Annotated in this window: 28 protein-coding genes, 1 tRNA gene and 1 pseudogene; 14 read left to right on the top strand and 16 right to left on the bottom strand. The window is 67.2% G+C overall.

The annotated features are described in order from the left end of the window. Positions 1-24 precede the first annotated feature (24 nt). Both WD430_RS07735 and WD430_RS07730 read right to left on the bottom strand, forming a co-directional pair. Positions 25-852, bottom strand: coding sequence for an iron-sulfur cluster assembly protein (locus tag WD430_RS07735; protein ID WP_339105443.1), 828 nt, complete (start codon positions 850-852; stop codon positions 25-27). Continuing rightward, positions 852-1,916 carry an amidohydrolase family protein gene (locus tag WD430_RS07730; RefSeq protein ID WP_339105442.1) on the bottom strand — a complete coding sequence of 355 codons (1,065 nt, stop codon included), beginning with the start codon at positions 1,914-1,916 and terminating at the stop codon, positions 852-854. The genes WD430_RS07735 and WD430_RS07730 overlap by 1 nt, the downstream gene beginning before the upstream one ends. Positions 1,917-2,103: 187 nt before the next feature. Here WD430_RS07730 and WD430_RS07725 point away from each other — a divergent pair, with 187 nt between their 5' ends. Next, the gene (locus WD430_RS07725; RefSeq protein ID WP_339105441.1) at positions 2,104-3,147 is read left to right on the top strand and encodes an NAD(P)-dependent alcohol dehydrogenase; all 1,044 of its coding nucleotides are present in this window, start codon (positions 2,104-2,106) and stop codon (positions 3,145-3,147) included. 194 nt (positions 3,148-3,341) lie between these two features. Here the strand turns inward: WD430_RS07725 and WD430_RS07720 are convergent, their stop codons facing one another. After that, positions 3,342-3,551, bottom strand: coding sequence for a hypothetical protein (locus WD430_RS07720; protein WP_339105440.1), 210 nt, complete (start codon positions 3,549-3,551; stop codon positions 3,342-3,344). A 160-nt stretch (positions 3,552-3,711) separates the two neighbouring features. On the opposite strand from WD430_RS07720, the gene WD430_RS07715 reads away from it, so the two are divergent. Next, positions 3,712-5,076, top strand: a complete 1,365-nt coding sequence (locus WD430_RS07715; protein ID WP_339105439.1) for an NADH:flavin oxidoreductase — start codon at positions 3,712-3,714, stop codon at positions 5,074-5,076. Positions 5,077-5,088: 12 nt separating this feature from the next. Here the strand turns inward: WD430_RS07715 and WD430_RS07710 are convergent, their stop codons facing one another. The 3 genes and pseudogenes from WD430_RS07710 to WD430_RS07700 form a co-directional block, all read right to left on the bottom strand. Beyond that, entirely contained in the window at positions 5,089-5,802 is a 714-nt protein-coding gene (locus tag WD430_RS07710) for a rhodanese-like domain-containing protein (RefSeq protein WP_339105438.1), read from the bottom strand. A 131-nt stretch (positions 5,803-5,933) separates the two neighbouring features. After that, positions 5,934-6,006, bottom strand: a tRNA-Gln gene (locus WD430_RS07705). Positions 6,007-6,100: 94 nt separating this feature from the next. After that, a pseudogene (locus WD430_RS07700) lies at positions 6,101-6,316 on the bottom strand (homing endonuclease associated repeat-containing protein); the annotation flags it as partial. A gap of 106 nt (positions 6,317-6,422) precedes the next feature. Here WD430_RS07700 and WD430_RS07695 point away from each other — a divergent pair. The 3 genes from WD430_RS07695 (at position 6,423) to cysE (ending at position 8,809) form a co-directional block, all read left to right on the top strand. Further along, the gene (locus WD430_RS07695) at positions 6,423-7,013 is read left to right on the top strand and encodes an IMP cyclohydrolase (protein WP_339105437.1); all 591 of its coding nucleotides are present in this window, start codon (positions 6,423-6,425) and stop codon (positions 7,011-7,013) included. A gap of 400 nt (positions 7,014-7,413) precedes the next feature. Next, positions 7,414-8,082 (top strand): metallophosphoesterase family protein, encoded by a 669-nt coding sequence (locus WD430_RS07690; RefSeq protein ID WP_339105436.1) that lies wholly within the window; start codon positions 7,414-7,416, stop codon positions 8,080-8,082. A gap of 217 nt (positions 8,083-8,299) precedes the next feature. After that, the gene (gene cysE / locus WD430_RS07685; RefSeq protein ID WP_339105435.1) at positions 8,300-8,809 is read left to right on the top strand and encodes a serine O-acetyltransferase; all 510 of its coding nucleotides are present in this window, start codon (positions 8,300-8,302) and stop codon (positions 8,807-8,809) included. A 64-nt stretch (positions 8,810-8,873) separates the two neighbouring features. Here cysE and WD430_RS07680 read toward each other — a convergent pair whose 3' ends face one another. Next, complete coding sequence (locus WD430_RS07680) at positions 8,874-9,254, bottom strand: hypothetical protein (protein ID WP_339105434.1); 381 nt, start codon at positions 9,252-9,254, stop codon at positions 8,874-8,876. 86 nt (positions 9,255-9,340) lie between these two features. Next, positions 9,341-10,735: a phosphoglucomutase/phosphomannomutase family protein gene (locus WD430_RS07675; RefSeq protein WP_339105433.1), complete on the bottom strand. Its 1,395-nt coding sequence runs from the start codon at positions 10,733-10,735 to the stop codon at positions 9,341-9,343. A 154-nt stretch (positions 10,736-10,889) separates the two neighbouring features. On the opposite strand from WD430_RS07675, the gene WD430_RS07670 reads away from it, so the two are divergent. Further along, on the top strand, positions 10,890-11,489 hold the full coding sequence (locus WD430_RS07670; RefSeq protein WP_339105432.1) for an NAD(P)H-dependent oxidoreductase: 600 nt from the start codon (positions 10,890-10,892) through the stop codon (positions 11,487-11,489). A gap of 35 nt (positions 11,490-11,524) precedes the next feature. On the opposite strand, the gene WD430_RS07665 is transcribed toward WD430_RS07670, so the two are convergent. The 3 genes from WD430_RS07665 to larB all read right to left on the bottom strand — a co-directional run bounded on the left by WD430_RS07665 (position 11,525) and on the right by larB (position 13,998). Beyond that, the gene (locus WD430_RS07665; protein WP_339105431.1) at positions 11,525-12,484 is read right to left on the bottom strand and encodes a hypothetical protein; all 960 of its coding nucleotides are present in this window, start codon (positions 12,482-12,484) and stop codon (positions 11,525-11,527) included. Positions 12,485-12,628: 144 nt separating this feature from the next. Then, a complete protein-coding gene (locus WD430_RS07660; RefSeq protein ID WP_339105430.1) occupies positions 12,629-12,883 on the bottom strand; it encodes a GIY-YIG nuclease family protein in 255 nt (84 codons plus the stop codon). A gap of 350 nt (positions 12,884-13,233) precedes the next feature. Next, positions 13,234-13,998 carry a nickel pincer cofactor biosynthesis protein LarB gene (larB, locus tag WD430_RS07655; protein WP_339105429.1) on the bottom strand — a complete coding sequence of 255 codons (765 nt, stop codon included), beginning with the start codon at positions 13,996-13,998 and terminating at the stop codon, positions 13,234-13,236. Positions 13,999-14,274: 276 nt separating this feature from the next. Here larB and WD430_RS07650 point away from each other — a divergent pair, with 276 nt between their 5' ends. From WD430_RS07650 to WD430_RS07640, 3 genes are all read left to right on the top strand, one after another. Then, positions 14,275-14,442, top strand: coding sequence for a DUF1931 family protein (locus WD430_RS07650; protein WP_339105428.1), 168 nt, complete (start codon positions 14,275-14,277; stop codon positions 14,440-14,442). Between the two features lie 133 nt (positions 14,443-14,575). Next, the gene (locus WD430_RS07645) at positions 14,576-15,016 is read left to right on the top strand and encodes a hypothetical protein (protein ID WP_339105427.1); all 441 of its coding nucleotides are present in this window, start codon (positions 14,576-14,578) and stop codon (positions 15,014-15,016) included. Positions 15,017-15,087: 71 nt separating this feature from the next. Continuing rightward, the gene (locus WD430_RS07640; protein WP_339105426.1) at positions 15,088-15,492 is read left to right on the top strand and encodes a hypothetical protein; all 405 of its coding nucleotides are present in this window, start codon (positions 15,088-15,090) and stop codon (positions 15,490-15,492) included. A 28-nt stretch (positions 15,493-15,520) separates the two neighbouring features. Here the strand turns inward: WD430_RS07640 and rpiA are convergent, their stop codons facing one another. The 3 genes from rpiA to WD430_RS07625 all read right to left on the bottom strand — a co-directional run bounded on the left by rpiA (position 15,521) and on the right by WD430_RS07625 (position 18,073). Then, positions 15,521-16,228: a ribose-5-phosphate isomerase RpiA gene (gene rpiA / locus WD430_RS07635; RefSeq protein ID WP_339105425.1), complete on the bottom strand. Its 708-nt coding sequence runs from the start codon at positions 16,226-16,228 to the stop codon at positions 15,521-15,523. 64 nt (positions 16,229-16,292) lie between these two features. Next, positions 16,293-17,144: an ABC transporter permease gene (locus tag WD430_RS07630; protein WP_339105424.1), complete on the bottom strand. Its 852-nt coding sequence runs from the start codon at positions 17,142-17,144 to the stop codon at positions 16,293-16,295. Next, positions 17,141-18,073, bottom strand: coding sequence for an ABC transporter ATP-binding protein (locus WD430_RS07625; protein WP_339105423.1), 933 nt, complete (start codon positions 18,071-18,073; stop codon positions 17,141-17,143). The genes WD430_RS07630 and WD430_RS07625 overlap by 4 nt, the downstream gene beginning before the upstream one ends. A 307-nt stretch (positions 18,074-18,380) precedes the next feature. Here WD430_RS07625 and WD430_RS07620 point away from each other — a divergent pair, with 307 nt between their 5' ends. From WD430_RS07620 to WD430_RS07605, 4 genes are read left to right on the top strand one after another with little or no spacing between them, the layout of a single operon-like run. After that, complete coding sequence (locus tag WD430_RS07620) at positions 18,381-18,716, top strand: hypothetical protein (RefSeq protein WP_339105422.1); 336 nt, start codon at positions 18,381-18,383, stop codon at positions 18,714-18,716. Between the two features lie 37 nt (positions 18,717-18,753). After that, positions 18,754-19,182, top strand: coding sequence for a DUF5788 family protein (locus tag WD430_RS07615; RefSeq protein ID WP_339105421.1), 429 nt, complete (start codon positions 18,754-18,756; stop codon positions 19,180-19,182). A 36-nt stretch (positions 19,183-19,218) separates the two neighbouring features. Next, on the top strand, positions 19,219-20,031 hold the full coding sequence (locus WD430_RS07610; RefSeq protein WP_339105420.1) for an ABC transporter ATP-binding protein: 813 nt from the start codon (positions 19,219-19,221) through the stop codon (positions 20,029-20,031). Then, positions 20,031-21,395, top strand: a complete 1,365-nt coding sequence (locus WD430_RS07605) for an ABC transporter permease (RefSeq protein ID WP_339105419.1) — start codon at positions 20,031-20,033, stop codon at positions 21,393-21,395. The genes WD430_RS07610 and WD430_RS07605 overlap by 1 nt, the downstream gene beginning before the upstream one ends. A gap of 25 nt (positions 21,396-21,420) precedes the next feature. On the opposite strand, the gene WD430_RS07600 is transcribed toward WD430_RS07605, so the two are convergent. Next, positions 21,421-22,020, bottom strand: coding sequence for a DUF5518 domain-containing protein (locus WD430_RS07600; RefSeq protein ID WP_339105418.1), 600 nt, complete (start codon positions 22,018-22,020; stop codon positions 21,421-21,423). Positions 22,021-22,118: 98 nt separating this feature from the next. Beyond that, the gene (locus WD430_RS07595) at positions 22,119-23,249 is read right to left on the bottom strand and encodes an AI-2E family transporter (RefSeq protein ID WP_339105417.1); all 1,131 of its coding nucleotides are present in this window, start codon (positions 23,247-23,249) and stop codon (positions 22,119-22,121) included. Positions 23,250-23,538: 289 nt separating this feature from the next. On the opposite strand from WD430_RS07595, the gene WD430_RS07590 reads away from it, so the two are divergent. After that, entirely contained in the window at positions 23,539-23,889 is a 351-nt protein-coding gene (locus WD430_RS07590; protein WP_339105416.1) for a hypothetical protein, read from the top strand. Positions 23,890-23,910 lie beyond the last annotated feature (21 nt).

The following is a 23,910-nucleotide window of genomic DNA, read 5'->3' as shown; positions in this document are numbered from 1 at the left end:
CCGGAGACGACACCGCCGTCGGAATCAGTCGTCCGCGGGGTCCTCGAGTCGCCCCTCCCTGGCCTCCCGGAGACCGTCGCAGATGCCGCCCTGACTCGACATGTTGACCTGCGCGAGCCGGCCCCGTTGGTGGACGAGGTCGAAGGAGTCGGCCTCGATCGGCTCGCCCTCGGGCGTTCGGAACAGGACGTCGTCCGGATCTGAGACGAGGTCGGTCTCGCGGGCCTTCTCGAGGTAGCGCTCGAGCGGATCCGCTGGGACGCTGACCGCGAACGAGCGGTCGCGAACGTAGACGGCGACCGTCTCGTCCGAGTCCCCGCTCTCGCCGACGACCTCCTCGTCTCCGGCTTCCGTCGGCTCGAGCCCATCGACGTCCCGCAGTCGAAGGTCGACGATCGAATCCGCGTCGAGTCCGGCCTCGAGCAGCGCCTCGACCGCGTCGTACTGGCGGGCGACGCGGGCCTTCTCGTCGAGTTCGGCGCGGACCGCGGCGACGTCGCCGTCCGCGTCGGGGAACGACTCGGCGAACGACAGGCCCTCGTTGACGCCGCGGTTGATCTCGGTCTCGTGCATGTGTTCGCGGAGCGTGATCCGGACCTCGTCGACCGCCGACAGCGACTCGACCTCGTCGCGGGCGTCGACGGCCATCATCCAGGCGAACGCGGGCGAGCACCACGCCGTCGGGAGCGTGAGATCGACGCCGACGCGGCCGCCGTCGATCTCGATCCCGTCGACGTAGTCGAGTTCGACGATCGAGCGGTCCAGTTCCGGATCGGTGACGCGGTCCAGTCGGTCGCGGACGGCCGCCCGCGCGGGTTCGGGCGTCGCACCGTCGGATTCGGTCCCGCTCATCAGTCGTCGGCCGCCGCGGGTTCTTCGCTGGCGTAGTGGTCGCCGAGACCGAACTCCCGGCTGATCTCGTCGTTCCGGAACGCCCGCCGTTTCTCCTCGATGTCGATGTCGTAGAGGTCGGCGATGTTCTCGCCCATGACCTTCCGTTTCGTCTCGAGGTCCCACTCGACGCCGTACTCCGCGCGGTGTTCCTGCGTGAGTTCGGCCTCGATGACCTCCTCGACCAGCCAGTCGGGGTTCCAGATGGCGTAATCCGACCCGAAGACGACGCGGTCCTCGCCGAGCCACCAGAGGAGTTCGGACAGGATCTCCGAGAACTTGCCCGGCCGGTTCTGGGCGAACGGCGCGGCGACGGCCAGCCCGCCGTAGACGTTGCTCTCCTGGGTGGCGATCCAGCAGAAGTCGTCGAGGCGGGGCAGTCCGACGTGTTCGACGACGAAGTTGAGTTCCGGGAACGACGAGGCCGCGTCGTCGATATCGGCCACGTCGAACGCGTCGCGGTTCAGCGGGCGAATGGTCGGGCCCTTGTGCGCGTGGATGTTCTCGATCCCCAGTTCCGAACACTTCTCTAGGAACTCGAACGCCTCCTCGTCGTCGAGTCGCCACCCCTTCGACTCGCCGCGCCACTCGGCGGTGTAGAGTTTGACGCCCGGAACGTCGTAGGTCTCGTGGAGTTCCTCGAGGTACTCGAGGCCCTCCTCACCGTCCCGAGGATCGAACGTGCCGTTGAGCACGAACCGTTCGGGGTACTCGGTCGCGAGTTCGGCGTTCTGCTCGGTCGTGTTGAAGCCGTCCTCGTAGAAGTCAGTGAGGTACGTCGGCTGGAAGATCGCCATGTCCGCGGCGGCGTTGCCGAACAGGTCCTCGACCATTCGGTCGGCGCCGTACTCGCGATACTCGTCGATGCTCCACTGCCGATCGTCCGGGGTGAACGTCGTGTGATAGTCGTAGAAACACTGGATGAACTCCTCCCCGCCCTCGTGTTTGATGTTCTCCTCTGTAGCGTCCCACAGGTGGACGTGCCCGTCGATGACGAAGATCTCCTCGCCGTTGTGCTGGTACATCGCACCGTGAAGGTAGATACCACACCACATTACTCTTTTTTCAGACATCACAGAGTGACACTGGGACACGAGTACGCTTCACTAAAATTAGCGGATCGTCCAATTCGTATCAAAATTCAAATATTCACACGCGGCGATACGCGAGCGGAACGTTATCACGGATGACGGTGAACTGTGACTCAGTACCATGCAAGCAGCACGACTCCACGAGTACACCGAGGAGATGAGCGAGGCGCTGCAGATCGACGATATCGACCGCCCCGATCTCGAGCGGTCGGATCAGGTGCTGGTCGAGGTCGCGGGCGCGGGGTGGTGCCAGACGGACAACCACATCATCGAGGGGATGTGGGCGGAGTACGCTCCGCAGGATCTGCCGATGACGCTGGGTCACGAGAACGCCGGGATCGTCGCCGAGACCGGCGAAGAGGTGACGCTGGTCGAGGAGGGCGATCCGGTGATCTGCCACCCCGTCCAGACCTGCGGCATCTGTCGGCCCTGTCGGCTCGGTGAGGACATGTACTGCGAGAACAGCGCGTTCAACGGGCTCACGACCGACGGTGGCTTCGCGGAGTACCTGCAGACAAACGAGCGCGCCGTGATCCCGCTGCCCGACGGCGTCGATCCGACCGAGATCGCACCCCACGCCGACGCGGGGATCACGGCCTACCACGCCGTCAAGAAGGCGGTCGACGAACTGAACCCCGGCGACACCTGCGTCGTCGTCGGCGTCGGCGGCCTCGGCCACATCGGCCTGCAGTGTCTCGAGGCGATGAGCGCCGCCGACATCGTCGCCGCCGACATCAAGGACGAGGCCCTCGAGTTGGCCGAGGATCTCGGCGCTCGACACACCGTCAACTCCGCCGAGGAGGACCTCCCGGACGTGATCGCGGATCTGACCGACGACAAGGGCGCCCAACAGGTGATCGACTTCGTCGGGAGCGACGAGACGACGGGGCTCGCGGGCGACGTCGTCGCCGCCGGCGGCGACCACCACATCGTCGGCTACGGCGGCCACATCCACGAACCCAGCCAGGCACTGGTCGACGGCGAGTTCTCGTTCCGGGGGACGCTGGTCGGCAAGTACGCCGAACTGCAGGAGCTCGTCGCGCTCGTCGACCGCGGCGAGGTCGAACTGCGCACCGAACGCCACGACCTGAGCGAGATCAACACGGTCGCGGAGCGACTCGAGCACAACGAGATTGAGGGCCGGGCGGTGATCCAGCCGCCGTGAGTCGCTCGGCCGTCGCAGATACCTCTCGGAGCGGAGCCTCCCGGCGGCGTCCACCGAACGGACGGCGTCGGACCGTCCGTCGCGACGGCGACCCGATCGTCGCGTTCGTCGATAGAAATAGCGCCGCGGAGCGTGTTCGACGATCGACACCTCGGATCGACAGCCGTTCGGACGGTTCGGCTCCTCGCGTCCGTTCAGAGGGTGGGTCGCGACCACGCCTCCTCATGCTCGCGCCGTTCGAGTCGAGCACCCTGTCCGCACTCGGGACAACTGTACTGCCGGAACTCGATCTCCTGGCCGACGATCGGGACGGTCCTCGTGGTCCCGGCACCCCTGAACTCCATCTCGATTCCACAGCCCGAACACGTGGGCGGTTCCGTGGTTCGCTCGTTTTCGGCGGCCATCACCACCACCATCCTATGGTAACACCCACCACGAAATAGACGTTCGCACCGTCAGTATTTCGAACCAGTCACGCCGAAACCGAGCCGCCGTCTATCGGTCCCTCGAGGGTCGAACCGTCGGCGTCGCTACCCTCTTGTGGAATCGCCTGATATCACCTCCATGGCCACCCTCGAGGATCCCATCGAGATCGGCGGCGTCACGATCCCCAACCGGCTCTACCGCGCGCCGCTGCTCGAGTGTGCGGGCAACGGCCCCGACGCGGTCGACGCGCTAATCGACGACCTCGAGCCGGCCGCCGAGTCCGGCGTCGGTCTCATCTGTCAGGGAGCGACGATCGTCCGCGGCGACGGCGGCTGCGCCGCGCCGGGGATGACCCGCGTCCACGACCCCGACTTCGTCTCGCGGCTGTCCCGGCTGACCGACCGCATTCACGACTACGGCAGTCGAATCTTCGTCCAACTCGAGCACGGCGGCCTGCGGAGCATGGAGACCTGGCACGCCGAGTATCGCCGGGAGCACCCCGACCTCGAGCAGCTCGCGGTCTCGCGGCCGCCGTGGCAGTTGCGGCTGCTCGATCGACTCGGCTTCCTAGACTACGATCCGCGCGTCCTCTCGACCGAGGACGTGTACGACCTCGCGGCCGATTTCGGCCGGGCCGCGGCGTCCGCGGTCGACGCCGGCTACGACGGGATCCACCTCGCGGGGGCCAACATGGGCATCGTCCAGCAGTTCCTCTCGCCCTTCTACAACCGGCGCGACGACGAGTTCGGCGGCAGTCCGGCGGCGCGACTCGAGTTCCTCGCCGTCGTCCACGACGAGATCCGCGATCGGGCCGGGGACGTCCCGCTGATGACCAAAGTACCGGCGGAGACGCCCGCGCCGCCCGCACCCGTCGTTCGCCGAAAGCTGTCGCTCGAGGACGGCGTCGAGATCGCCCGCCGACTCGAGCGGATCGGTTACGATGCGGTCGTCCCGGTGCAGACGTCGGTCGTCTGGGACATGAGCATCGTCCGCGGAGAGTACCCCGAACGGGCGTGGACTAACGAGGGGCTGCAGGCGGCGTACGACGCGGCCTTCGGCGGTTCGACGCGAAAGCGACTCGTCTCGGCGGCGAATCGGGTCCAGTCGCTGCAGTACGACTTCGAATCCGCGTGGAACGCGGACTTCTGCCGGCGCGTTCGCGAGCGGGTGTCGATCCCCGTGCTTGCAGAGGGCGGGATCCGCGAGCGATCGCGGATGGATCGGTTGCTGGGGGGCTCGAGTGGTGGGGGAACTAACGGGGGCGAGCCGCCGGCCTGCGACATGGTCGGCATGGCCCGGCCCTTCTACGCCGAACCGCGGCTGGGTGCGCGACTGCTCGAGACCGGGGCAGAAGATACCGACCCGCGGGTGCTCTGTGAGAGTTGCAACAACTGTACCGTTCCGCAAGTGACGGGTGCCCCCGGAATCTGTCGGACGCCGGACGTGCTTCGAAAGCGGGGCGAACTCGAGCGCGAAGGCGTGTACGATCGGACCGAGTCGTGACGATCAACCGGTTCAGCCGCTGACGGTTTCGTTCGTCAGTTCCTCCAGGGTTCCCTCGACCGTGTAATCGGGCGCCACGACTCTGAACCGCGAGTCCGTCGACCCCGCATAGTGTAACTGAAGCGTGTACGAGCCGTCGTCCTGAATCGGCGCGATCTCGCTGCGATCCTTCTCGAGTTGCTCGAGGGTGACCATCTCACCCGCGTACTGGGAATCAGTCGTCCCGTTGATCTCGTACTTTTGCCATTCGGCGTCGACGGCCGACCCCTCGAGCGGGTAACCGCTGTTGATCCAACCGCGGAGCCCCTCGTCGATCGCGTACGCGTGTTCGTATCCCGCTTCGATCAGGGACGCGGCCCGCTGGGACGACAGGTGGTGCGGACACTGACAGTAGGTGACGATCCGGGTATCGGTCGACCACTCCTCGACCGGATCGTCGTCGACGTCACCCGCCGCCTTTGCCGGCGAGAAGACGGCGCCTTTGATCCGCGCCTCGTCGTACTGGGCCCGACCGCGCGCATCGACAAATCGCGCCTCGTCGTTTTTGTACCACTCGTAGGCGTCTTCGACCGGCACGAGCGGAACGTCGGGTCCGTTGCGTGGCGAGTACAGTTCGTAGTCGAACTCGTTTGCCGCCGTCGCGCTGTCATCGCCATCACCGAGACAGCCCGCAATTCCGCCCAGCGCCGTCGCCCCGGCGACAGCGAGGACCGTCCGTCGATTCATACTCGACTTGTAGTGTGGAGGGAGAGATAGGGCTTCTGGTGGCGGAACGGCGTTCGTCAGACCCCTTGGTTTCGAGTGGAAATCGATAGACGGGACTGGGAACGGACTCGAGTCGAAAGAACGGAAAGGAGTAGTCCATCCTGGATTCGAACCAGGGTCGAAGCCCCCAGAAGGCTTCAGGATTGGCCGCTACCCCAATGGACTGATATGTCTCCGTTGGTGTCCGCTTCCAACGGCGTATCATGTGATAGACGGCACCCGTATTAGAGTGTTACGAACTCAGATTATCGGTACAGTGCAAGTCGTAGTGCTCCTTTCGAACTCGAGACCCCCTCGAGTGCGACGTCTCGAGCCCCGCCTTCTCCTTCGCATCGTTCCAGCCGCCACACGTCCGAATGATCGTCGCGGACGCCGGCGTCAACCCCAGCTCCTCGTACTGCGCCTTCGTCGGCGACTCGCCGAGTCGCTCGGCGGCTTCGCGCAACGCCTCGAGGCACTCCTCCGCCGTAGTCACACCCCGGTTGGCCGCTCGATAACAGATAAACTCTCGGACGAGGCCGATACGCCTCGCCTCGAGTCAAATCGGTATTCCTTTTTCCCGGTCGCGCGCACCCTCGAGTATGTACGTCGGACGATTCGTCGTCGTCGGCCCCGAGGGCGGCGCCTACCGCGTCTCCTCGAGATCGTTCCCGAACCGCGAGATCACCGCTCGAGACGAGGCCCTCACCGTGGGGCCCACCGCGGACGCCCCGGAGACGGACAACCCCTACGTCTCGTACAACTGCCTGCGCGTCGTCGAGACGCCGACCGGCGAGACGGTCGCCTTCGGCAACGGCTCGCACGTCGATCCGATCGCGGAGAAACTCGAGTTAGGCTACCCGGCCCGCGACGCGCTGGCTGAGAGCCTGCTGGCGCTGGACTACGAGAAGGACGACTACGACACGCCCCGCATCGCGGCGACGATCGGCGACGACGGCGAGGCGCTGATCGGGACGGTCCGGAAGGACGCCCTGCTCGTCGAGACCGTCGACGAGCCGACGCTGGTCGCGACCTACGAGAAGAACGCCCCCGAGCCGTTCGCGTTCGAGGCCGAGAGCGCGTCGGAAGCGGCGAGCGAGGCGTACGACCTCGAGTTCGAACACGCGGTCTGTGCGGCCGGCGTCGCCAGAACCGAGAACGGCTTCGAGACGGCGATCGAGAACGGCGACTGATCGGTCCGTCGCGACTCGAACGGCCGAGGTCGCTTCCCGCAGAACCGAGGCTGTTCGACCGGCTCGGGTTACGGCATACTCCGTCCCGATCAGTCAGTATGCGGTGGCGCGCGCTGTCGACGTCCGAACGTCAGTGAGGGCGGTCGACGGCGACGCGCGAGGGATGAGCGAGTGACTGGCGCGGAACCGGAGGTTCCGCGAACCATGCGAACGGGCGCGTCGCGCCCGTGAGCAGACAACGGGAACGAGCGAATCGGTTGGGGAGGGGGTGGCGGTTCCCTGGTGCCACGATAGCAGAACACGTCGTTTCGTCCCACTCCGCTCGAGTTCCTCGCGTGATGACTACAATGACGAAGCACTCGGCCAACCTACAAGCCCCTCGCGGCTGTTATAATCGCGCATGAAGGTCGGACTCATCTCGGACGTCCACAGCAACCGGGTCGCCCTCGAGGCCGTCCTCGAGGACATGCCATCCGTCGACCGACTCCTCTGTGCCGGCGACGTGGTCGGCTACAATCCGTGGCCCGGAGAGTGCGTCGACGAACTCCGCGAGCGGGACGTGCCGACGGTGATGGGTAACCACGACGCCGCGGTCGCCGCGACTACCCCGTTCCGATTCAACGGGATGGCAAAGGCGGGCGTCGAACACGCGAAAAAGCGCCTCGACGACGACCAGCTGGCGTGGCTCGAGTCCCTGCCCGCCGAGCGCCTCGAGTGCGACGGGCGGGTGAAACTCGTCCACGGCCATCCGGACGATCCGGACCGGTACACCCGCTATACGTACCCGGACGAGTTCTCACCGCGGCTGCTCGGCGACGAGGACGTCCTCGTGCTCGGCCACACCCACGTCCAGGGCGTCGAGAAGTTCACCGAGGGAATCGTCGTCAACCCGGGCAGCGTCGGCCAGCCCCGCGACGGCGACCCGCGGGCGGGCTACGCGGTCGTCGACCTCGACGCGCTGACCGTCGAGACACACCGCCTCGAGTACGATATCGAGGCCGTCCAGGCGGCCGTCACGGAGGCGGGGCTCCCCGAACGGATCGGCCGGCGGCTCGCCCGCGGGAAGTGACGGCCCGCCGGTCGGTCCGGACCGCGGGGAAACGAACCCTTTTAGACGATCTCGCCGATATGGCCGGATATGGTACCCACCGGCCACACCGCGCGTACCGACAGGAACTATCCGCGTCGCGACAGTGGCCGGTGTCGCTGTGGTCCGCGTCCTCACGGAACACCGCACCGCCAGCCTCGCGCCGCGACCGCTCCGACCGCGTGCAACCGGGTGAGCGATGTTCCGACGAATACGTGAGGACGTCCGGGCGATGGCCGCCCGCGACCCCGCGGCGACGGGCCGACTCGAGGTCCTGCTGTGTTATCCGGGCCTCCACGCCGTCTGGGCACACCTGCTGCTCCACCGACTCTGGAACGACGGGTTCGAACTCACCGCGCGGCTGCTGTCCAACGTCGTGCGCCTGCTGACCGGCGTCGAGATCCATCCCGGCGCGACGCTCGGAAAGCGGGTGACGATCGACCACGGAATGGGCGTGGTGATCGGCGAGACGGCCGACATCGGCGACGACGTCCACATGTACCACGGCGTCACGCTCGGCGGCGACACGAACGAACCCGTCAAGCGCCACCCGACGGTCGAGACGGGCGTCCACATCGGCGCGAACGCGACGCTGCTGGGCGATATCACGGTCGGGGAGGACGCGGCCGTCGGCGCGGGTTCGGTCGTCACGAGTGACGTCGACCCGGGCGCGACGGTCGTCGGGGTACCGGCAGAACGGGTGGACTGAGACGGTCTGCTGTACCGATTTCCAACAGTCCGTCTGAGCGTCGACGCACGGATTCGCCAGGTTCCTACTGTTGCTCGTTGCTTACGGTCCCGTCCGAGCCCGCTGGGGATCCCTCCCCGGGGACGCCCTCGCCCGTCGAGACGCTCTCGGAAGACTGTTCGGCGTCCGACTCGGTCGCTCCGGGATCGGGATCGGACGTGTAGCCGAGCTCGAGGGTGAGTTTCGCCGTACAGTCGACCCCTTCCTCCCCCTCCTCGTCGAGTTCGGTCTCCTCCTCCCGTTGGTCCATGTAGCCGTTACAGCGGCCGTGTTTGACGATGTTCATCAGCGTCGCCGCGGAGCCACACTCCGGGCAATCGAGATAGTAGCCGCCCTCGTCGTTCTGGTGCCACGAGTCCGGCGTGAGTTCCGTGTACGCGGCGTCCTCGCGGTCTCGTTCGCTCATGTGTCTAACTTACGGACCAACAGTGGTAAAGAAGGGCCCGGAGCACGCAACCCGGTTCGAGTCACGGGCAGGCCGCCCGAATCAGGTCAGACCAGCGGCTCGACTAACTCCTCGCCGGCCTCGAGCAACTCCCCCACCCGCTCTTCGTTTTCGGCCTCGGCGTAAACCCGTAGCACGGGCTCGGTCCCGCTGGGGCGGATCAGCAGCCACGAGCCGTCGGCGAGTTGCAGTTTGAAGCCGTCGGCGGTATTGACGCCGTCGACGGCCGTCCCCGCTACTTCGTCGGGGATCTCGGCCTCGAGGTCCTCGAGGACTCGCACCTTCTCGTGGTCGGGACACGCCACGCTGATCTTGTCCTGCACGACGGTGCCGTGTTCCTCGAGCAGCCGATCCACCCGCTCGTCCAGCGGCTCTTCGGCGTGCATCGCGGCCGCGAGCAACGCCATCAGGACGCCGTCCTTCTCGCGGACGTGGCCGCGGACGGTGAAGCCACCGGACTCCTCGCCGCCGACGAGGGCGTCGTGTTCGCCCATCGCGTCGGCGACCCACTTGAATCCGACCGGGACCTCGTGGACCGTCTCGCCGTGGGCCTCGGCGACGCGGTCGATCAGGAACGTCGTCGAGACGGTCCGGACGACCGCTCCCGCGTCGTCCTCGAGCAGGTAGTCGTAGAGCGCGGCGAAGAAGAGGTTCTCGTCGAGATAGCCCCGTTCGGGCGTGACGATTGCGATCCGATCGGCGTCCCCGTCGTTGGCGACCCCGAGGTCCGGTCCGGCGTCGTCGTCGGTGACCAGGTCGATCAGCGTCTCGAGATTTTCGGGGGCCGGTTCGGGCGCGCCGCCGCCGAACTCGGGGTCGCGCTCGCAGCGCAGGAGTTCCAGCGAGGCGCCGGCCCGCTCTAAGAGGGCGTCGGTCGTCCCACGGCCGCTGCCGTGCATGGCGTCGTAGGCGACGGTCAGCCCCGAGAGGTCGGTGCTGCCCGTGATCTCCTCGACCAACTCGAGGGCGGCGTCGGCGTGGGGCGTGACGAGGTCGACCTCCTCGACGGTCCCGTGCTCGTCCTCGGGGAGCGGTTCGGGCTCGGCGAGCCGGTCCGCGATGGCGTCGGTCACCTCGGGGAGCGCGGGGGCACCGTCCCGCGGAATGAACTTCACGCCGTTGTACTCCGGCGGATTGTGCGAGGCGGTGATGGCGAACCCGCCGATCAGATCACGCTCGACGATGGCGTGGGCGACCAGCGGCGTCGGCCGGTCGCGCTCGGGCATCACGACGTCGAACCCGTTCACGCACAGCACGCGCGCCAGTTCTTCGGCGAATCCACGGGAGCTCTCGCGGGCGTCGTATCCGACCGCGACCGTCCCCTCGAGTCCCTCGTCGGTCAGATACGTTGCGACCGCCTGCCCGACCATCCGGACCCGCGGCGTCGTGAATTCCTCGAGCGTCGCCCGCCAGCCGTCGGTGCCGAAGCTGATCGACTCCATACAGGCGGGTCTACGTCGGCGGCGAAAAAAGCGACGCCATTCCGCAGCGGGCGCTCGAGGGAGAGCGGGCGTCGAACCGACGGGACGACCCGACGCGCAGAGACCGGTGGGTTCCGGCACTGACGTTTTCCGACGGTCGCTCGTAGGACCACGTATGAGCCAGACGCCCTCCGTCGTCGCCGTCAGCGGCAGTCTCCGTGACGAGAGCTACACCCGAACGGCCCTGAAGTACGTATTACGGGCCGCCGCTGACGCCGGCGCCGAGACGACGCTGCTCGACCTCCGAGCGTACGACCTCCCCGTCTACGACCCCGACCGCGACCTCGAGGATCAGGGCGACGCCGCCGAAGCGACGCGACTCGTCCGCGAGGCCGACGCCGTCGCGCTCGGGACGCCGGTCTACCACGGCTCCTACTCGGGCGCGCTGAAGAACTTCCACGACTACTGCGGCTTCGACGAGTACGAGGAGACGACGGTCGGGCTGCTGGCGACCGCCGGCGGCGGCAGCTACGGCTCGACGCTGGATCACCTGCGAATCACCGTCCGCGGCGTCCACGGCTGGGTCCTTCCCCATCAGGTCGGCCTCCGCGACGCCTCGGGGAAGTTCGAGGCCGATCCCGAATCCATCGACGGTCGTCGGTTCCGCGATCCCGGCCTGCAGGACCGGGTGGAGAAACTCGGTCGGAACCTCGTCGAGTACGCCTTCATCGACCCCAGCGTCACGTCGGCGCAGTCGACGGCGGCCGACGACTGAGCGCGAAATCGAGACCGAACGCCGCCCCCCCGCGCTCAGGCGTCGACGGCGTCGAGTCGCTGTTCGAACAGCCGCTCGCCGGTCTCGTCGCAGGTGACGGCGAAGACCTCGTGTGAGGTACAGCAGGACTCGACCGTCTCCTCGCTCATGCTGATCTCGCCGCCGGTCGGGCACGTCTCGAGGAACATCCGGAGCCCGTTGAGGACCTGTCCCTTCAGTTCGGGACCGTGGGCGTCCCAGTCGTCGATCCACTCGGCGAGCGCGCGGCTGGCGCCGACGTCGGCGAGCAGCGCGGCCCGCGACGGCCAGCGGCCGGCGATACCCCGCTCGGAACGGAGGACGTGGACGTCGTCGCGCGTGTCGAGTTCGAACTCCTCGACGTCGGCGTCGAAGCCGAAGGCGTCGACGGCGTCCGCGACCGCCAGCCCCGACTCCTCGACCGCCTCGATCTCCTCGAGCCAGACGGTCTCGAACGCGTCGGTGAGACAGAGGTCGTCGTCCTCGGCGCAGGGCTCTAAGACCTCGTGCTCGAGGAAGTACGTCTCGAGGTCGGCAACGGGCCGTTCGTCAGCGGGATCCGCGGAGTCGGTCGCGTCCGTTTCGGCGGTCGATTCGTCGGTGGTCGCGCTCGTCTCGGCGGGTCGCTCGTCGTCGGTGGCGGGAGCGGCGTCGGCGGCGGACGCCGCGGTGTCGGTGCCGTCGACGGCACCGAGCCCGCTCGCGAGCTCCGGTTCGGGCTCCTTGCCGAACCAGCGAAGCAGTTCCGGCGGCAGGTAGCGCTTCGTCAGCGTCGGCGTTCCGGGGACGAGATACCCCCGGAGATAGATGAGCGCGATCGAAATGCCGACCGCGAGCGCGCCGCCGAGTCTGGATTTGCGCGCGATCAGCGAGCCGACCAGGGCGGCGATAACCAGGTTCAGTATCGTACACGGCTCACACCGATTCTCGCCGGTGTACGCCGGCTGTTTGAGGTCGTCGACGATCTCGAGTTCCATGTCGTTCCCACAAGGGGGCGCCGATAGTATCTATTTTTCGGGATATCCAACGGGAGAATACTAGCACGAGAACCCGGTTTCGTCGCCGTCGCTCGAGAGGCGACGAGATCAGGCCCGTACTCGAGGGCAGCGGACTCGAGACCTTCACTCGAGGCCGACGAGACGCTCCTTCTCCCGACGGGAGAGTTGCTTGATCTCGTACTCCCGGGACATCGCGGCCGATCGCGACTCGTAGCGCTCGTGGTAGCGCAGTTCGACGGGCGTGCGGCCGCGCGTGTACTTCGCGCCCTCGCCGGCGTCGTGTTCGGCGACCCGCCGCTCGAGGTCCGTCGTGTAGCCGGTGTAGAGCGACCCGTCGGCACACTCGAGGACGTAGACGACGTGGTCGGCCTCGGTCATGCGCGATCGATCGAAACGGGGCGTAAAAAGCGTCACGCTACGGGGACGCGTGGTCGTCGGTCGCGATGCTCCAGTGGGATCAGGCGCCGCGCGCGCGTTCTCTCGCGGCTTGTTCGATCCCAGCGTTGGCCGAACAACTCACACACGCACGGATTTCACCGTTCTCGTCGGCGAAGACGCGTGCGAAGCGTTCGGAGACGTGTGCGCCGCAATGGTCACAGGTTGGCATTGGGTACTGGTCACACCGGCCGGAGCCGGTATCCAAAGCTACCCGGTGTGAAGTTAAATAAGCTTCCCCAAACACCGTTTGGCGTTGCGTTCACCGAAGATATTTTTCGTGGTGCGTTAGATCACCCCTCCTCGCGGGCGCGATCGATCGCTCGCGCGATCAGCGTCGCCTGTGCGCCGGCGACGAATCCCGCGTCGATGTTGACGACCGAGAGGACGGTACACGACTGGAGCAGCCCCGCGAGCGCGGCCTCGCCGTCGCCGCCGTGGCCGTAGCCGCTCGAGACGGGGACGCCGATGACCGGCGTGTCGACGAGCCCGGCGATGACCGTCGGGAGCGCCCCCTCCCGGCCAGCGGCGACGATCAGGACGTCCACCTCCCGGAGGCGGTCGACCTGATCGAGCGTCCGGTCGAGCGCCGCGACGCCGATGTCGTCGATCCGGTCGATGGTCGCTCCCGCGTCGACGCAGACGACCTCCGCCTCGTCGGCGACGGGACCGTCGACGGTCCCCGCCGTCACGATTCCCACGGTCGCCTCGAGCGACGGCGGGTCGTAGTCGGCCGCCAGCACCCGAACCGTCGATCCTCGGCGCTCGAGGGTGGCGTCGGGGAACGTCTCCTCGAGACTCGTCTCCAGGGCCTCGACCTGCGGGTCGGAGACGCGAGTCACGAGCGCTCGGTCGGTCGTCTCGAGAGCGGTCTCGGCGAGCGCGACGACCTGTGGGGCCGACTTCCCCTCGGCGAGGATGGCCTCCGGAATGCCGCGGCGCTGCTTTCGGGCCGCGTCGAACCGGCCGGCCTCGCCGGTCACGTATCCTCTGAGTTGTGCTTCGGCCGCCGACGGCGAGAGCGAGCCGTCAGCGACGGCCTCGAGCAGTTCGCGCATACGCGCACTCGTGGGCGAACGTACTCCAATGCGTCGACCCGTTCGCGCGTGGTCGGGCCCAACGCGTGTCAAACGAAAGCGCGCGCGAGCGGACCTGCAGCGCGCGCGAGCCGGATTTCGTCCGTCGACGGCGGTCGAATCGCGCTCGGTGATTCATCAAACATATACTTTCCGGTGGTGTCGGGCGTCGAAACAGGCGGAGCAACCGCTGCAACCCCCGTATTCCCGATAGCAACCAGAGCATTTATAGTAGGTAAAGCGGAATCCGTGAATCGTATGGCAGATCTTATCGTCAAAGCCGCCGTGAAGGAAGCGCTCGATGACAAGAACGTCGCCTCGGACTTCTACGAAGCGCTCGACGACGAAGTCGACGAGCTGCTCGAGGACGCTGCGCGACGAGCCGAAGCGAACGACCGGAAGACGGTCCAGCCCCGCGACCTGTAAGGTTCGCCACGGAAGCGGTTTTTTATCGACGTCAGTTCTCGAGTAGCGTCGGCCATCCGTTCGGTCGCACCGGGCGCCGTGGCGCTGCCGAGTCGAACTTTTTCACGATGGCTGTGGTATCGGCCGGCCGAGGATGCTCAGGAAACTGTTGATCGGCTTCGGCTGTTTCGAGATCGTCAGGCCACGACCGGTCATGGACGCGTGCGAGCGGATCGGCCTGGAAAACCCCGACGAAGCGGAGTTGCGTCCGCGGGCGCTATGGGGGGCGCGACTCGAGGGGCTCCTGTTCGTCTGGCTGCTCGTTCGCGGCCGAGAGGGGTCGACACCCGTCAGCGCGCTGCTCGGGCTGGCCGGGCTCGTGCTGGTACTGCTCCCGCAGCCGGTCATCGAACTCAGCCAGCGCGTCGTCTACGAGAACACGGACGATCTCGAGTTGAAGCCGTGGATCGGGCCCGCGGCTCGAGCCCTGGGTGCGCTCTACCTGCTCGTCGTCGTCCTATCGATGGGCGGCGACGAGGCGACGGGGAGCGACGAGGTGCTGCCCGAGATCGGACCGAAGTCGACGGAGCGGTAGTCGGCGCGACCGCCGCGGTCCGTGACGGACCGCTCGCGAACCGTTTTGCGACTGGCGCGAGACGTAGCCGTATGCGACGATACCTCACGCTCGGGCTCGGGCTGCTCATGGTTCTCGCTCCGAATCGGATCGTCGAGCCCGCCGAACGGCTCGCCTTCGAGAACCCCGAAGACGGCCGGCTGCGACCGTGGACGCTCCCGATCGGTCGGCTCGAGGGACTGCTGGTCGTCTGGGTAGTCGTCCGCCGTCCCGACGGGATAACCGCCCTCGAGCGGCCCCTCGCCGGACTGGGAATCGCCCTCGCGCTGGCGCCGCGAACGTCGCTCCGGCTCGGCCTTCGGACCGCCTACGCGAATCCGACGGCACTCGAGGTGAAACCGTGGGTGGTGCCGGCGACGCGACTGCTTGGAGCGTGGTATCTGGCCGTCGGACTGTTCGCGGGCCGCGGAGCCGCGCCGGACGACGGCCGCGAGTGAGCCGATATCGACGTCACACCGAGACCGCTCAGTAGTCGCGGCGCTCGACGCCGTCGTCCGTCCCGACGTAGGTCGCGTCGGCCAGCCCGACGAACAGGCCGTGTTCGACGACGCCGGGGAGCCGCGAGAGGCGGGTCGCCAGCGCGTCGGGATCCTCGATCGAGCCGAACGCGCAGTCGAGGACGAGATTGCCGTTGTCGGTCACGACCGGCCCGTCCTTGCCCTCGGCCTCCCGAAGGGTCGGCTCACCGTCGAGGTCGCGAACGCGGTCGGCGACGACCGTGTGGGCGTCGGGGATCACCTCGATCGGGACCGATCGCTCGAGCGTCGCCGCGAGCTTCGAGGGGTCGGCGACGACGACGAACCGGTCGGCCGCCGCGTCGACGAGTTTCTCGCGCGTGTGCGCGGCGCCGCCGCCCTTGATCAGCGCGCCGTAGCCGTCGGCCGCGGGGTCGTCGGCCACCTGATCGGCGCCGTCGATCGCGAGGTCAACTCCCTCGACCGCGTCTAACGTCGTCAGCGGAATCCCGACCTCGAGGGCCAGCTGCCGGGACTGAAACGAGGTGGGGATGCCGCGGATCTCGAGGCCGTCGTCGACGGCCCGGCCGAGCGCCTCGATCGCGTACGCGGTCGTCGACCCGGTGCCGAGCCCGACGACGAACCCGTCCGCGACCTCGTCGGCGGCGCGTTCGCCGGCCCGTCGCTTCGCCGCGTCGGAACCGCCTGCCGTCTTCATGGCTACTACGGCGCGGGGCGACGGGAAAAACGTTGTACTCTCGAGTCGATCGGTGGTCTCCGCCTCAGAGATCGACGCTGCCGAACCGCCAGAGACCGAGTCCGAGCGGGACGGCCGCCCAGAGCGCGAGCCAGACGAAGCCGAACCACGGCTCCGCGACCAGCGGAAGTTCCTCGACGCCGTACGCGTTGGCCATGGTGAGCGCCGATTCGTCGAAGACGGCCCCCAGCGCGGAGCCGTAGGCGGCGTCCGGCGAGATCGAGGCCAGTCCGATGTACCAGTCCGGATACTGTTCGGGGACGAGCGTGTTCTCGACGACGTACAGCAGCACCTGCAACAGGATCGCCCAGACCATCTGGAAGAACAGGATCAGTCCGAACGCGCCGACCGCCGCGCGAGTCGTCGAGCGCGTCATCGAGGAGATACCGATTCCCAGACAGACGTAGACGAATCCGAACAGCATCGTCACCAGCGTAAACAGGAGGTAATCGACGATCGAGACGGAGCCGACGAAGGCCACGAGGCCGCCCAATCCGACGGCGAAGCCGACGACGATCGAGGCGGCAACGACGGCCGAGCGGCCGAGGACCTTCCCGAACACGACGTCGTTACGCGTGTGCGGCAGGCCGAGCAGGAACTTCAGGCTCCCGCTCTCGCGCTCGCCGCAGATCGCCTTGTAGCTGACCATCAACGCGATGATCGGCACGAGAAAGGCCGCGGGCGTCTGCAGGGCGAAGACGAGATCGAGCGTCCCCTGTGCACCCTCTTCGCCGATTTCCGCGAAAAACTCGCCGAGCTGCGCGGCGAGGTACGCTCCGCCGAGCGTGAAGAGGGCGAAGACCGCCGTCAGCGCGATCAGCTTGCGTGATCGGACGGCGTCCTCGAACTCCTTCTTCGCGACGGTGACCGCGCTCATGGCTGCACCCCCTGGGCGTCGTCCTCGGTGTACGCCATGAACAGCTCCTCGAGCGAGGACTCGTCGGTCGCGAAGTCGTCGACCTCGACGTCGAACTCCTCGATCGTCCGGAGGACGGCCGTCTTCACCCGGTCCTCGCAGGTCACGACGAGCGTCGTTCCGTCGGCCGAGACCTCGGAGACGCCGTCGATCGACTGCACCGCCTCGAGGGCGCCCGCCGAGTCGTCGGGAACCCGATCGAGCTGGACGCGGAGGCGGGTCTGATTGGGCATGGAGTCTCGGAGCCCCTCGATGGTGTCCTCGGCGACCAGTACGCCGTCCCGGAGGATGCCGACGCGGTCACAGATCGCCTCGACCTGACCGAGGATGTGACTCGAGAAGAAGACGGTCGCACCGCGGCGGTTCTCCTCGCGGATGATCTCGCGCATCTCGCGGGCGGCGTTGGGGTCGAGTCCGGTCGACGGCTCGTCCAGAATCAGGAGGTCCGGCTCGCCGACCAGCGCCGTCGCGAGCATGAGCCGCTGGGCCATCCCCTTCGAGTAGCCGCCGGCCTTCTTGTCGGCCGCGTCGGCGATGCCGACCCGTTCCAGCAGTTCGTCGGGGTCGTCGTCCGCGTTCTTCGATTCGATGGCGAACTCGACGTGTTTGCGGCCGGTCAGGCGGTCGTAGGTCTCCACGCCCTCGGGGAGGATACCGGTCCGATTGCGGATCTCGAGGGTCTCCGCTCGAGCGTCGAGGCCGAAGACGCGCACCTCGCCGGCGGTCGGGCGGATGAAATCCAGGATGAGATTGATCGTCGTCGACTTCCCCGCGCCGTTGGGCCCGAGGAAGCCGTAGATCTCGCCGGACTCGACCGTGAGATCCAGCCCGCCGAGGGCCGTCTCCGACCCGTACCGCTTCGTCACGTTGGAAAGTTCGATTGCTGACACAGTATTAAGTAAGTCTTTTCTATCCATTATACATATATGTTCTGCTATTAAATAGGTTCATCCGATTAGAGGAACGTCGAACGGGGAAATTATCGCTTCTCCCATAGATTTACGCGGCTCATCCCGATTAAAGGAGAGGTAATTATCAGTTCTTGTTATCCAGATAGCAGCGGAACAAACGAAAGAAATATATTCGATATCTATTATTTTTTGCCTGTAGAAAACAGATGAACATGGTATCCCCGCAGATCGACGGTCAACAGCGGCGTCACAGCGCTCGAGCGAGTCGCGACCGAGAGGTGATCGCATGATCGAACTCGCGCTCGTTCCGTTACAGGCCGGCGAGGAGGTCACTATGCCGAGCACGGAAACGCTACTCATTCAGTTGGCAGTCCTGCTGCTCCTCGGAATCGGGGCCGGCTACTGGGTCTACAGGGACGCGTCCAAGCGGGAGAACAACGAACTCCGCTGGGCGATCGGCGCCGGCGTGGTGATGTTCCTGTTCCCTCCTGCAGGGGTCATCGCACTCATCGTGTACTACTTCGTTCGGGGCGACGCAACCGACGGAGAGCCGACAGCGGCCGAGACGACCGGCAACGAATGGGACTCCCCCCAGAGCGACGCTGACGACACCGACTGGTAGCGACGACCGTCCCGCGTTCTCACTCGATTCACGCAGTATGACAGGCTCAACCGACAAACTGGACGCCGCTGACCGACGCGACCTCCTCGAGCGCGCCAACCGCCAGAGCGCGACCATCGGACGGGAACTCCCCGAGACGATCACCGTCGGCGACGACGACCTCCCCCTCGAGGAGTTCATCATCGAGACCCGGAAAGTCGAAGGTATCCCCGATGACGTGAAGCCGCTGGTCCGGGAGACCGAACGGGAGTTGGCCGCCGAACGGAAACGACTCGTCGAGCGCCTCGAGTCGGCCCCGATCGACCGCGAGACGGGCGAGGAGATCGTCGAGACGATCGTCGGGATCGACCGCGCGCGAAACGCCCTGAAGAGCCTTCGGCGCGAGCGGTTCGGCGCCGAAGCCCGTTCGGCGACGCTGGACGACCACGAGCGCTGGCTCGAGTTCGTGGACGCGATCCGCCGCTAGTACTAGCTTTTTCGGCGGGGCCGTGGTCGACCACCTATGGCGACATCGGGAACCGGGGGCGCCGGCAGTGCCGATCCCGACGACGGTATCGGCACGGCAGTGGCCCTCGAGGACGTCCGCAAGACCTACCAGCTTGGCGAACCGGTCCACGCGTTAGACGGCGTCTCCCTCGAGATTCCGCGCGGCTCCTATACGGCGATCATGGGGCCGAGCGGCTCGGGGAAGTCGACGTTGATGAACCTCGTCGGCTGTCTGGACACGCCGACCGAGGGCACCGTCGTCGTCGACGGCGAGAACGTGGCGGCGCTGACCGACCGCGAACGGACGACGCTGCGAGGGACGACGGTCGGCTTCGTCTTCCAGACGTTCAACCTCATGCCCCGGCTGACCGCCACGGAGAACGTCGCGCTCCCGCAGCTGTTCCAGAACGTCGATCGCGAGCGACGCCGCGAGCGGGCCCGCGACTTGCTCGAGCGGGTCGGCCTCGCGGATCGGGCCGATCACCTGCCCAACGAACTCTCCGGCGGGCAGCGCCAGCGAGTCGCGCTCGCGCGGGCACTGGTCAACGACCCCGCCCTCGTGCTGGCCGACGAACCGTCGGGCAATCTGGACACCGACACGGAGGCCGACATCCTCGACCTCTTCGGGGAGTTCCACGACGCCGGGACGACGATGATCGTCGTCACCCACGAGCGCCACGTCGCGGAACGCGCCGAGCGCATCGTCCACCTGCTCGACGGGAAGATCGAACGGATCGAGAGCCTCGAGGAAGACGGGGCCGGGGACGGTGACGGGGAAGAGCAGGCAGGCGACGCCTCGAGTCGCGCCGATTCGGGAGCGAGCGACTGATGCGACCGGTCGAGAGCCTGCGCCTGGCGTGGCGGTCGATCCGCGGCCACAAACTGCGGTCGTCGCTGACCACGCTGGGCATCGTGATCGGCATCGCCGCGGTGATCGCGTTCGTCACGCTCGGCGCGAGCCTGCAGGAGGGGGTCCTCGGGGACGTCAGCCCCGACGACCGGCGCAACGTCTACGGCTGGGCCGCCGAGCCCGAGACCGAGGGCGGCCCGCTCGCGGGCGCCCAGCCCGTCTTCAGCGAGGACGATCTCGAGGAAGTATCGGAGCGGGAGGGGGTCGATGCGGCCTACGGCTACATGCCGCTGTCGACGCAGGCGCTCGTCTACGAGGGCGAGATATCACCCCAGAGCGACGCCCTCGTCGCGGCCGGTCCGCCGTACATCCGGAACGACACCCTCGCGGAGGGACGCCAGTTCGAACAGGGCGAGCGCGAGGCCGTCATCAACCCGGCCGTCGCCGGCCAGTTCGAGGAGGACGTCGCGGTCGGCGACGAGCTGACGATCGCCCTGCAGGGCGGCCAGCGGACGACCGTGACCGTCGTCGGCATCACCGAGAGCTCCGAGGGACTGAGCCCGTTCGAAGGGTTCGAGCCGTCGCCGCGGGTCTACGTCCCGACCGACCCCTTCTACACGGAGGACGCCGCGGGAATGATTCCGGGCAGCGGCGGCTCCGGCGGGGAGAGCGACGGGGGTGACGGCAACGGAACCGCGACCGACGGGAACGGATCCGCGACCGACGGGAACTCGAGCGACGCGGGCGGCGCGAACGGCACGAACGACGCGCTGTTCCTCGCGATCGTGATCGAGGCCGAGTCGGCCGACGACGCGGCGATCGAGCGAGCGAAGGAGAGCGCGCGGACCTACCTCGAGAGCGACGAGTCCGACGCCAGCGCGTTGCTCGCCGACGGCCTCGAGGTGCGGCTCCAGACGAGCGCGGAGCTGCTCCAGCAGCTCGAGGACGTGCTGAACCTGCTCCAGAACTTCATCGTCGGTATCGCGGCGATCTCGCTGATCGTGGGCTCGGTCGGCATCGCGAACATCATGCTCGTCTCGGTGACCGAGCGGACCCGCGAGATCGGGATCATGAAAGCCGTCGGGGCACAGAACCGGGAGATTCTGGGGCTCTTTCTGGCCGAATCGGTGATTCTGGGCGTCGTCGGGGCGATCCTCGGCACGCTACTGGGCCTCGCAGCGGGCTATCTGGGCGCGTGGTACATCGAGCTCCCGCTGGTCTACCCCTACGAGTACGTCGCGCTGGCGATCGTCGTCGGAATGCTCGTCGGGATCCTCGCGGGGCTGTACCCGGCCTGGCGGGCCGCGCGGACGGATCCGATCGACGCGCTTCGATACGAGTGACCGGAGCGGGATCGACGGCGTCGCCCTAGAACCGTTCTCGATCGACGTCTCGGTCGCGTTCCGAGTCGGACTCGGCTCCGGACTCGGATTCAGACTCGGACACGGATCCGGAGTCGGAGTCGCGTACTCCGGGTCGCTCGCGCCTGCGGTCGCGGTTCCGCAGCGAGTCCGAGCGGACGTCCGGAGGCCGGGTCGCGTCGACCGACCGCGATCGATCCGCGGAGAGGCCGAGGGTCTCCTGGGTCCGGATCCGCTGGTCCGGATACTCGCGGGCGAGGTACGCGCCGAGATAGCCACCGAGCAGCGACAGGCCGACCGTGTAGAGGAACAGCAGCAGTCCGAAGCCGACGATGGCCAGCGCCGCGATCGCGAAGCCCTCGATCGGCGCCTCGACGACCCCCATCCCGAACCCGAGGACCCCGAGTCCGAGGATCGCGAAGCCGGCGACCGGGAGGAACGCGAGCGCGCCAGCGAGCGCGCCGGCGAGCGCTCCCTTTTGGGTGTTCGACCCCTCGAGAAAGCCCGCGATAGCGCCGCCGAGAACGGGCGAGAGCGGGATAAACGAGAGCACGACGCCGACGATGGCACCGATAATCGCGTTGGCGAGCGTTCGGCCGGAAGCCATACCGAACGGACGGCTGCCGTGGTAAAAAGTGGCAGGGGGTGGCGGTGGGTCGCGAGGTCGAGTCCGTCTGCGCGGACCGACCTCGAGGGACGGATCGGTCAGTCGTCGGCCGGTCGCGTTCCCGACTCCTCCGGCGAGGTCATCGTGGTCTCGGTTCCGGGCCGCGAGTCGGCGGCGTCGCCCGGGGGCTCCTCGAGATCGGACTCGACGAGTTCGGCGAACGTCGCGTCGCCGTTGACCTCGTCGGCCAGCAGGTCGACGGCCTCGACGAAGACGGCGACGATCAGCGGACCGACGACGACGCCGATCGCGCCCAGCGTGAACAGGCCGCCGGTGAAGCCGACGAAGTAGAGGCTCCCGGGGAGACCCGCCGAACGGCGGGCCAGTCGCGGCCGGACGACGATGTCGGGGAACCAGGCGACGAGGGCCATCCCGAGGACGCCGACGAGGAGGCCCGCGACGAGTTGGTCGACGGCGACGTGATAGAGCGCGATCGGCGCGATCAGCAGACTGGGGCCGATCATCGGGATGAACTGCAGGATCGCCGCGAAGAACGCGAGCGTGAACGCCGCGTCGTAGCCGAGCAGCCAGAACAGCGGGTAGGCGACGGCGAGCGTCGCCACCGACGTCGCGAACTGCAGGACGTAGATCGCGTACAGCGTCTCGCGGGCCCGCGTCGCGAGCGCGTAGACGACGTCGCGGTAGTCGTAGGGGACCGGCGCGATGGCCGCGCGGCCGGCGGCGTCCGCCTCGAGCAGCAGCGCGAACAGCAGGATGACGAACAGGGCGAACTTGATCCCCAGCACGGGCAGCGCCGCGGCGAAGGAGACGGCCGCGTCGCTCAAAAAGTCCAGCGCGAGCGACCTGACTTCGGCGACGTTGACCGTGTACGTATAGCCCATGGCCGCGACGGGCATCTCGCGGGGGACCTCTTCGACGAGGGTCTGTATCTGCTCGAACCGAAAGTAGAGCGCGACGACCAGCGGCGCGAAGACGGCGACGGTGCCGAGAAAACCGAGCAGGGTCGCCGCGACGGCCGACAGCCGCTCCGAGAGACCGCGTCGGTGGAGCCAGCCCTGCACGGGCAACAGGACGTAGGCCACCGTCAGTGCAAACATGATCGTACCGAGGACGTCGAGCAGAATCGCACCGGTAACGAGGCCGAGGAGCGCGACGATACCCGCGAGCACGTACCGTCGGTTATCGGCCGCAGTCGCGTTCGCTGTCACAGCCGTGACTCTCACCGGTGTGACAAAATCTTTCGGATCGGCGGAACCTCGGGTTCGATCAGCGGAGGTGGCCGCCGCGCCGTCGGACCCAACCGGTGACGTCGGTCGGAAACCGACCACATACGCCGAACGTCTTCGGACCGTTCTTTCCGACTGAGAATCGGCGACGTCACTGAAGTACGAGAGCCGCGGACACCGTACTATCGATTCACTCGAGTCCGATCGACGGGACGGCGACGGTCCGCGATTCGGACTCGAGGAGCGAATCACCGAGTGACCCCACGTAGCTATGGACGAATACACGCTCCTCATCGCGGCCGCGAACACGGCGACGTTCGTCACCGGCGGCGCCGTCGCCGCGCTGGCCTATCGGGCCTTTCAGCGGACGAAGTCGGCGGCGCTGCGAGCGGTTGCCATCGGCTTTAGCTTCATCGTCGCCGGCTCGGTCGGCGGCGCGATCGCCCACCTCGGCGCCGGCAACGTCGGACTCGGCGTCGCGATCCAGAGCGGGTGCACCGCCGGCGGCTTCACGATTCTACTGTACTCGCTGTACGCCGAGACGACGACGAGAACGACGACGATCACGCTGAATCAATCCGGATCCGGGTCCGACGCCGAGTCCGAGTCCGAGTCGGGATGAGGGCCGAGTCCGGGTCGGGAG

This window comes from Haloterrigena sp. KLK7 (assembly GCF_037914945.1).
Lineage (GTDB): Archaea > Halobacteriota > Halobacteria > Halobacteriales > Natrialbaceae > Haloterrigena > Haloterrigena salinisoli.
The sequence above is the reverse complement of the archived record's forward strand: the minus strand, read 5'-3'. Positions and strand labels throughout refer to the sequence as shown.

Bases quoted from the DNA above. Each gene is read 5' to 3' on its own strand.
- WD430_RS07735 (WP_339105443.1), bottom strand. From the start codon at position 852: ATGAGCGGGACCGAATCCGACGGTGCGACGCCCGAACCCGCGCGGGCG.
- WD430_RS07730 (WP_339105442.1), bottom strand. From the start codon at position 1,916: ATGTACCAGCACAACGGCGAGGAGATCTTCGTCATCGACGGGCACGTC.
- WD430_RS07725 (WP_339105441.1), top strand. From the start codon at position 2,104: ATGCAAGCAGCACGACTCCACGAGTACACCGAGGAGATGAGCGAGGCG.
- WD430_RS07720 (WP_339105440.1), bottom strand. From the start codon at position 3,551: ATGGCCGCCGAAAACGAGCGAACCACGGAACCGCCCACGTGTTCGGGC.
- WD430_RS07715 (WP_339105439.1), top strand. From the start codon at position 3,712: ATGGCCACCCTCGAGGATCCCATCGAGATCGGCGGCGTCACGATCCCC.
- WD430_RS07710 (WP_339105438.1), bottom strand. From the start codon at position 5,802: ATGAATCGACGGACGGTCCTCGCTGTCGCCGGGGCGACGGCGCTGGGC.
- WD430_RS07695 (WP_339105437.1), top strand. From the start codon at position 6,423: ATGTACGTCGGACGATTCGTCGTCGTCGGCCCCGAGGGCGGCGCCTAC.
- WD430_RS07690 (WP_339105436.1), top strand. From the start codon at position 7,414: ATGAAGGTCGGACTCATCTCGGACGTCCACAGCAACCGGGTCGCCCTC.
- cysE (WP_339105435.1), top strand. From the start codon at position 8,300: ATGTTCCGACGAATACGTGAGGACGTCCGGGCGATGGCCGCCCGCGAC.
- WD430_RS07680 (WP_339105434.1), bottom strand. From the start codon at position 9,254: ATGAGCGAACGAGACCGCGAGGACGCCGCGTACACGGAACTCACGCCG.
- WD430_RS07675 (WP_339105433.1), bottom strand. From the start codon at position 10,735: ATGGAGTCGATCAGCTTCGGCACCGACGGCTGGCGGGCGACGCTCGAG.
- WD430_RS07670 (WP_339105432.1), top strand. From the start codon at position 10,890: ATGAGCCAGACGCCCTCCGTCGTCGCCGTCAGCGGCAGTCTCCGTGAC.
- WD430_RS07665 (WP_339105431.1), bottom strand. From the start codon at position 12,484: ATGGAACTCGAGATCGTCGACGACCTCAAACAGCCGGCGTACACCGGC.
- WD430_RS07660 (WP_339105430.1), bottom strand. From the start codon at position 12,883: ATGACCGAGGCCGACCACGTCGTCTACGTCCTCGAGTGTGCCGACGGG.
- larB (WP_339105429.1), bottom strand. From the start codon at position 13,998: ATGCGCGAACTGCTCGAGGCCGTCGCTGACGGCTCGCTCTCGCCGTCG.
- WD430_RS07650 (WP_339105428.1), top strand. From the start codon at position 14,275: ATGGCAGATCTTATCGTCAAAGCCGCCGTGAAGGAAGCGCTCGATGAC.
- WD430_RS07645 (WP_339105427.1), top strand. From the start codon at position 14,576: ATGCTCAGGAAACTGTTGATCGGCTTCGGCTGTTTCGAGATCGTCAGG.
- WD430_RS07640 (WP_339105426.1), top strand. From the start codon at position 15,088: ATGCGACGATACCTCACGCTCGGGCTCGGGCTGCTCATGGTTCTCGCT.
- rpiA (WP_339105425.1), bottom strand. From the start codon at position 16,228: ATGAAGACGGCAGGCGGTTCCGACGCGGCGAAGCGACGGGCCGGCGAA.
- WD430_RS07630 (WP_339105424.1), bottom strand. From the start codon at position 17,144: ATGAGCGCGGTCACCGTCGCGAAGAAGGAGTTCGAGGACGCCGTCCGA.
- WD430_RS07620 (WP_339105422.1), top strand. From the start codon at position 18,381: ATGATCGAACTCGCGCTCGTTCCGTTACAGGCCGGCGAGGAGGTCACT.
- WD430_RS07615 (WP_339105421.1), top strand. From the start codon at position 18,754: ATGACAGGCTCAACCGACAAACTGGACGCCGCTGACCGACGCGACCTC.
- WD430_RS07610 (WP_339105420.1), top strand. From the start codon at position 19,219: ATGGCGACATCGGGAACCGGGGGCGCCGGCAGTGCCGATCCCGACGAC.
- WD430_RS07605 (WP_339105419.1), top strand. From the start codon at position 20,031: ATGCGACCGGTCGAGAGCCTGCGCCTGGCGTGGCGGTCGATCCGCGGC.
- WD430_RS07600 (WP_339105418.1), bottom strand. From the start codon at position 22,020: ATGGCTTCCGGCCGAACGCTCGCCAACGCGATTATCGGTGCCATCGTC.
- WD430_RS07590 (WP_339105416.1), top strand. From the start codon at position 23,539: ATGGACGAATACACGCTCCTCATCGCGGCCGCGAACACGGCGACGTTC.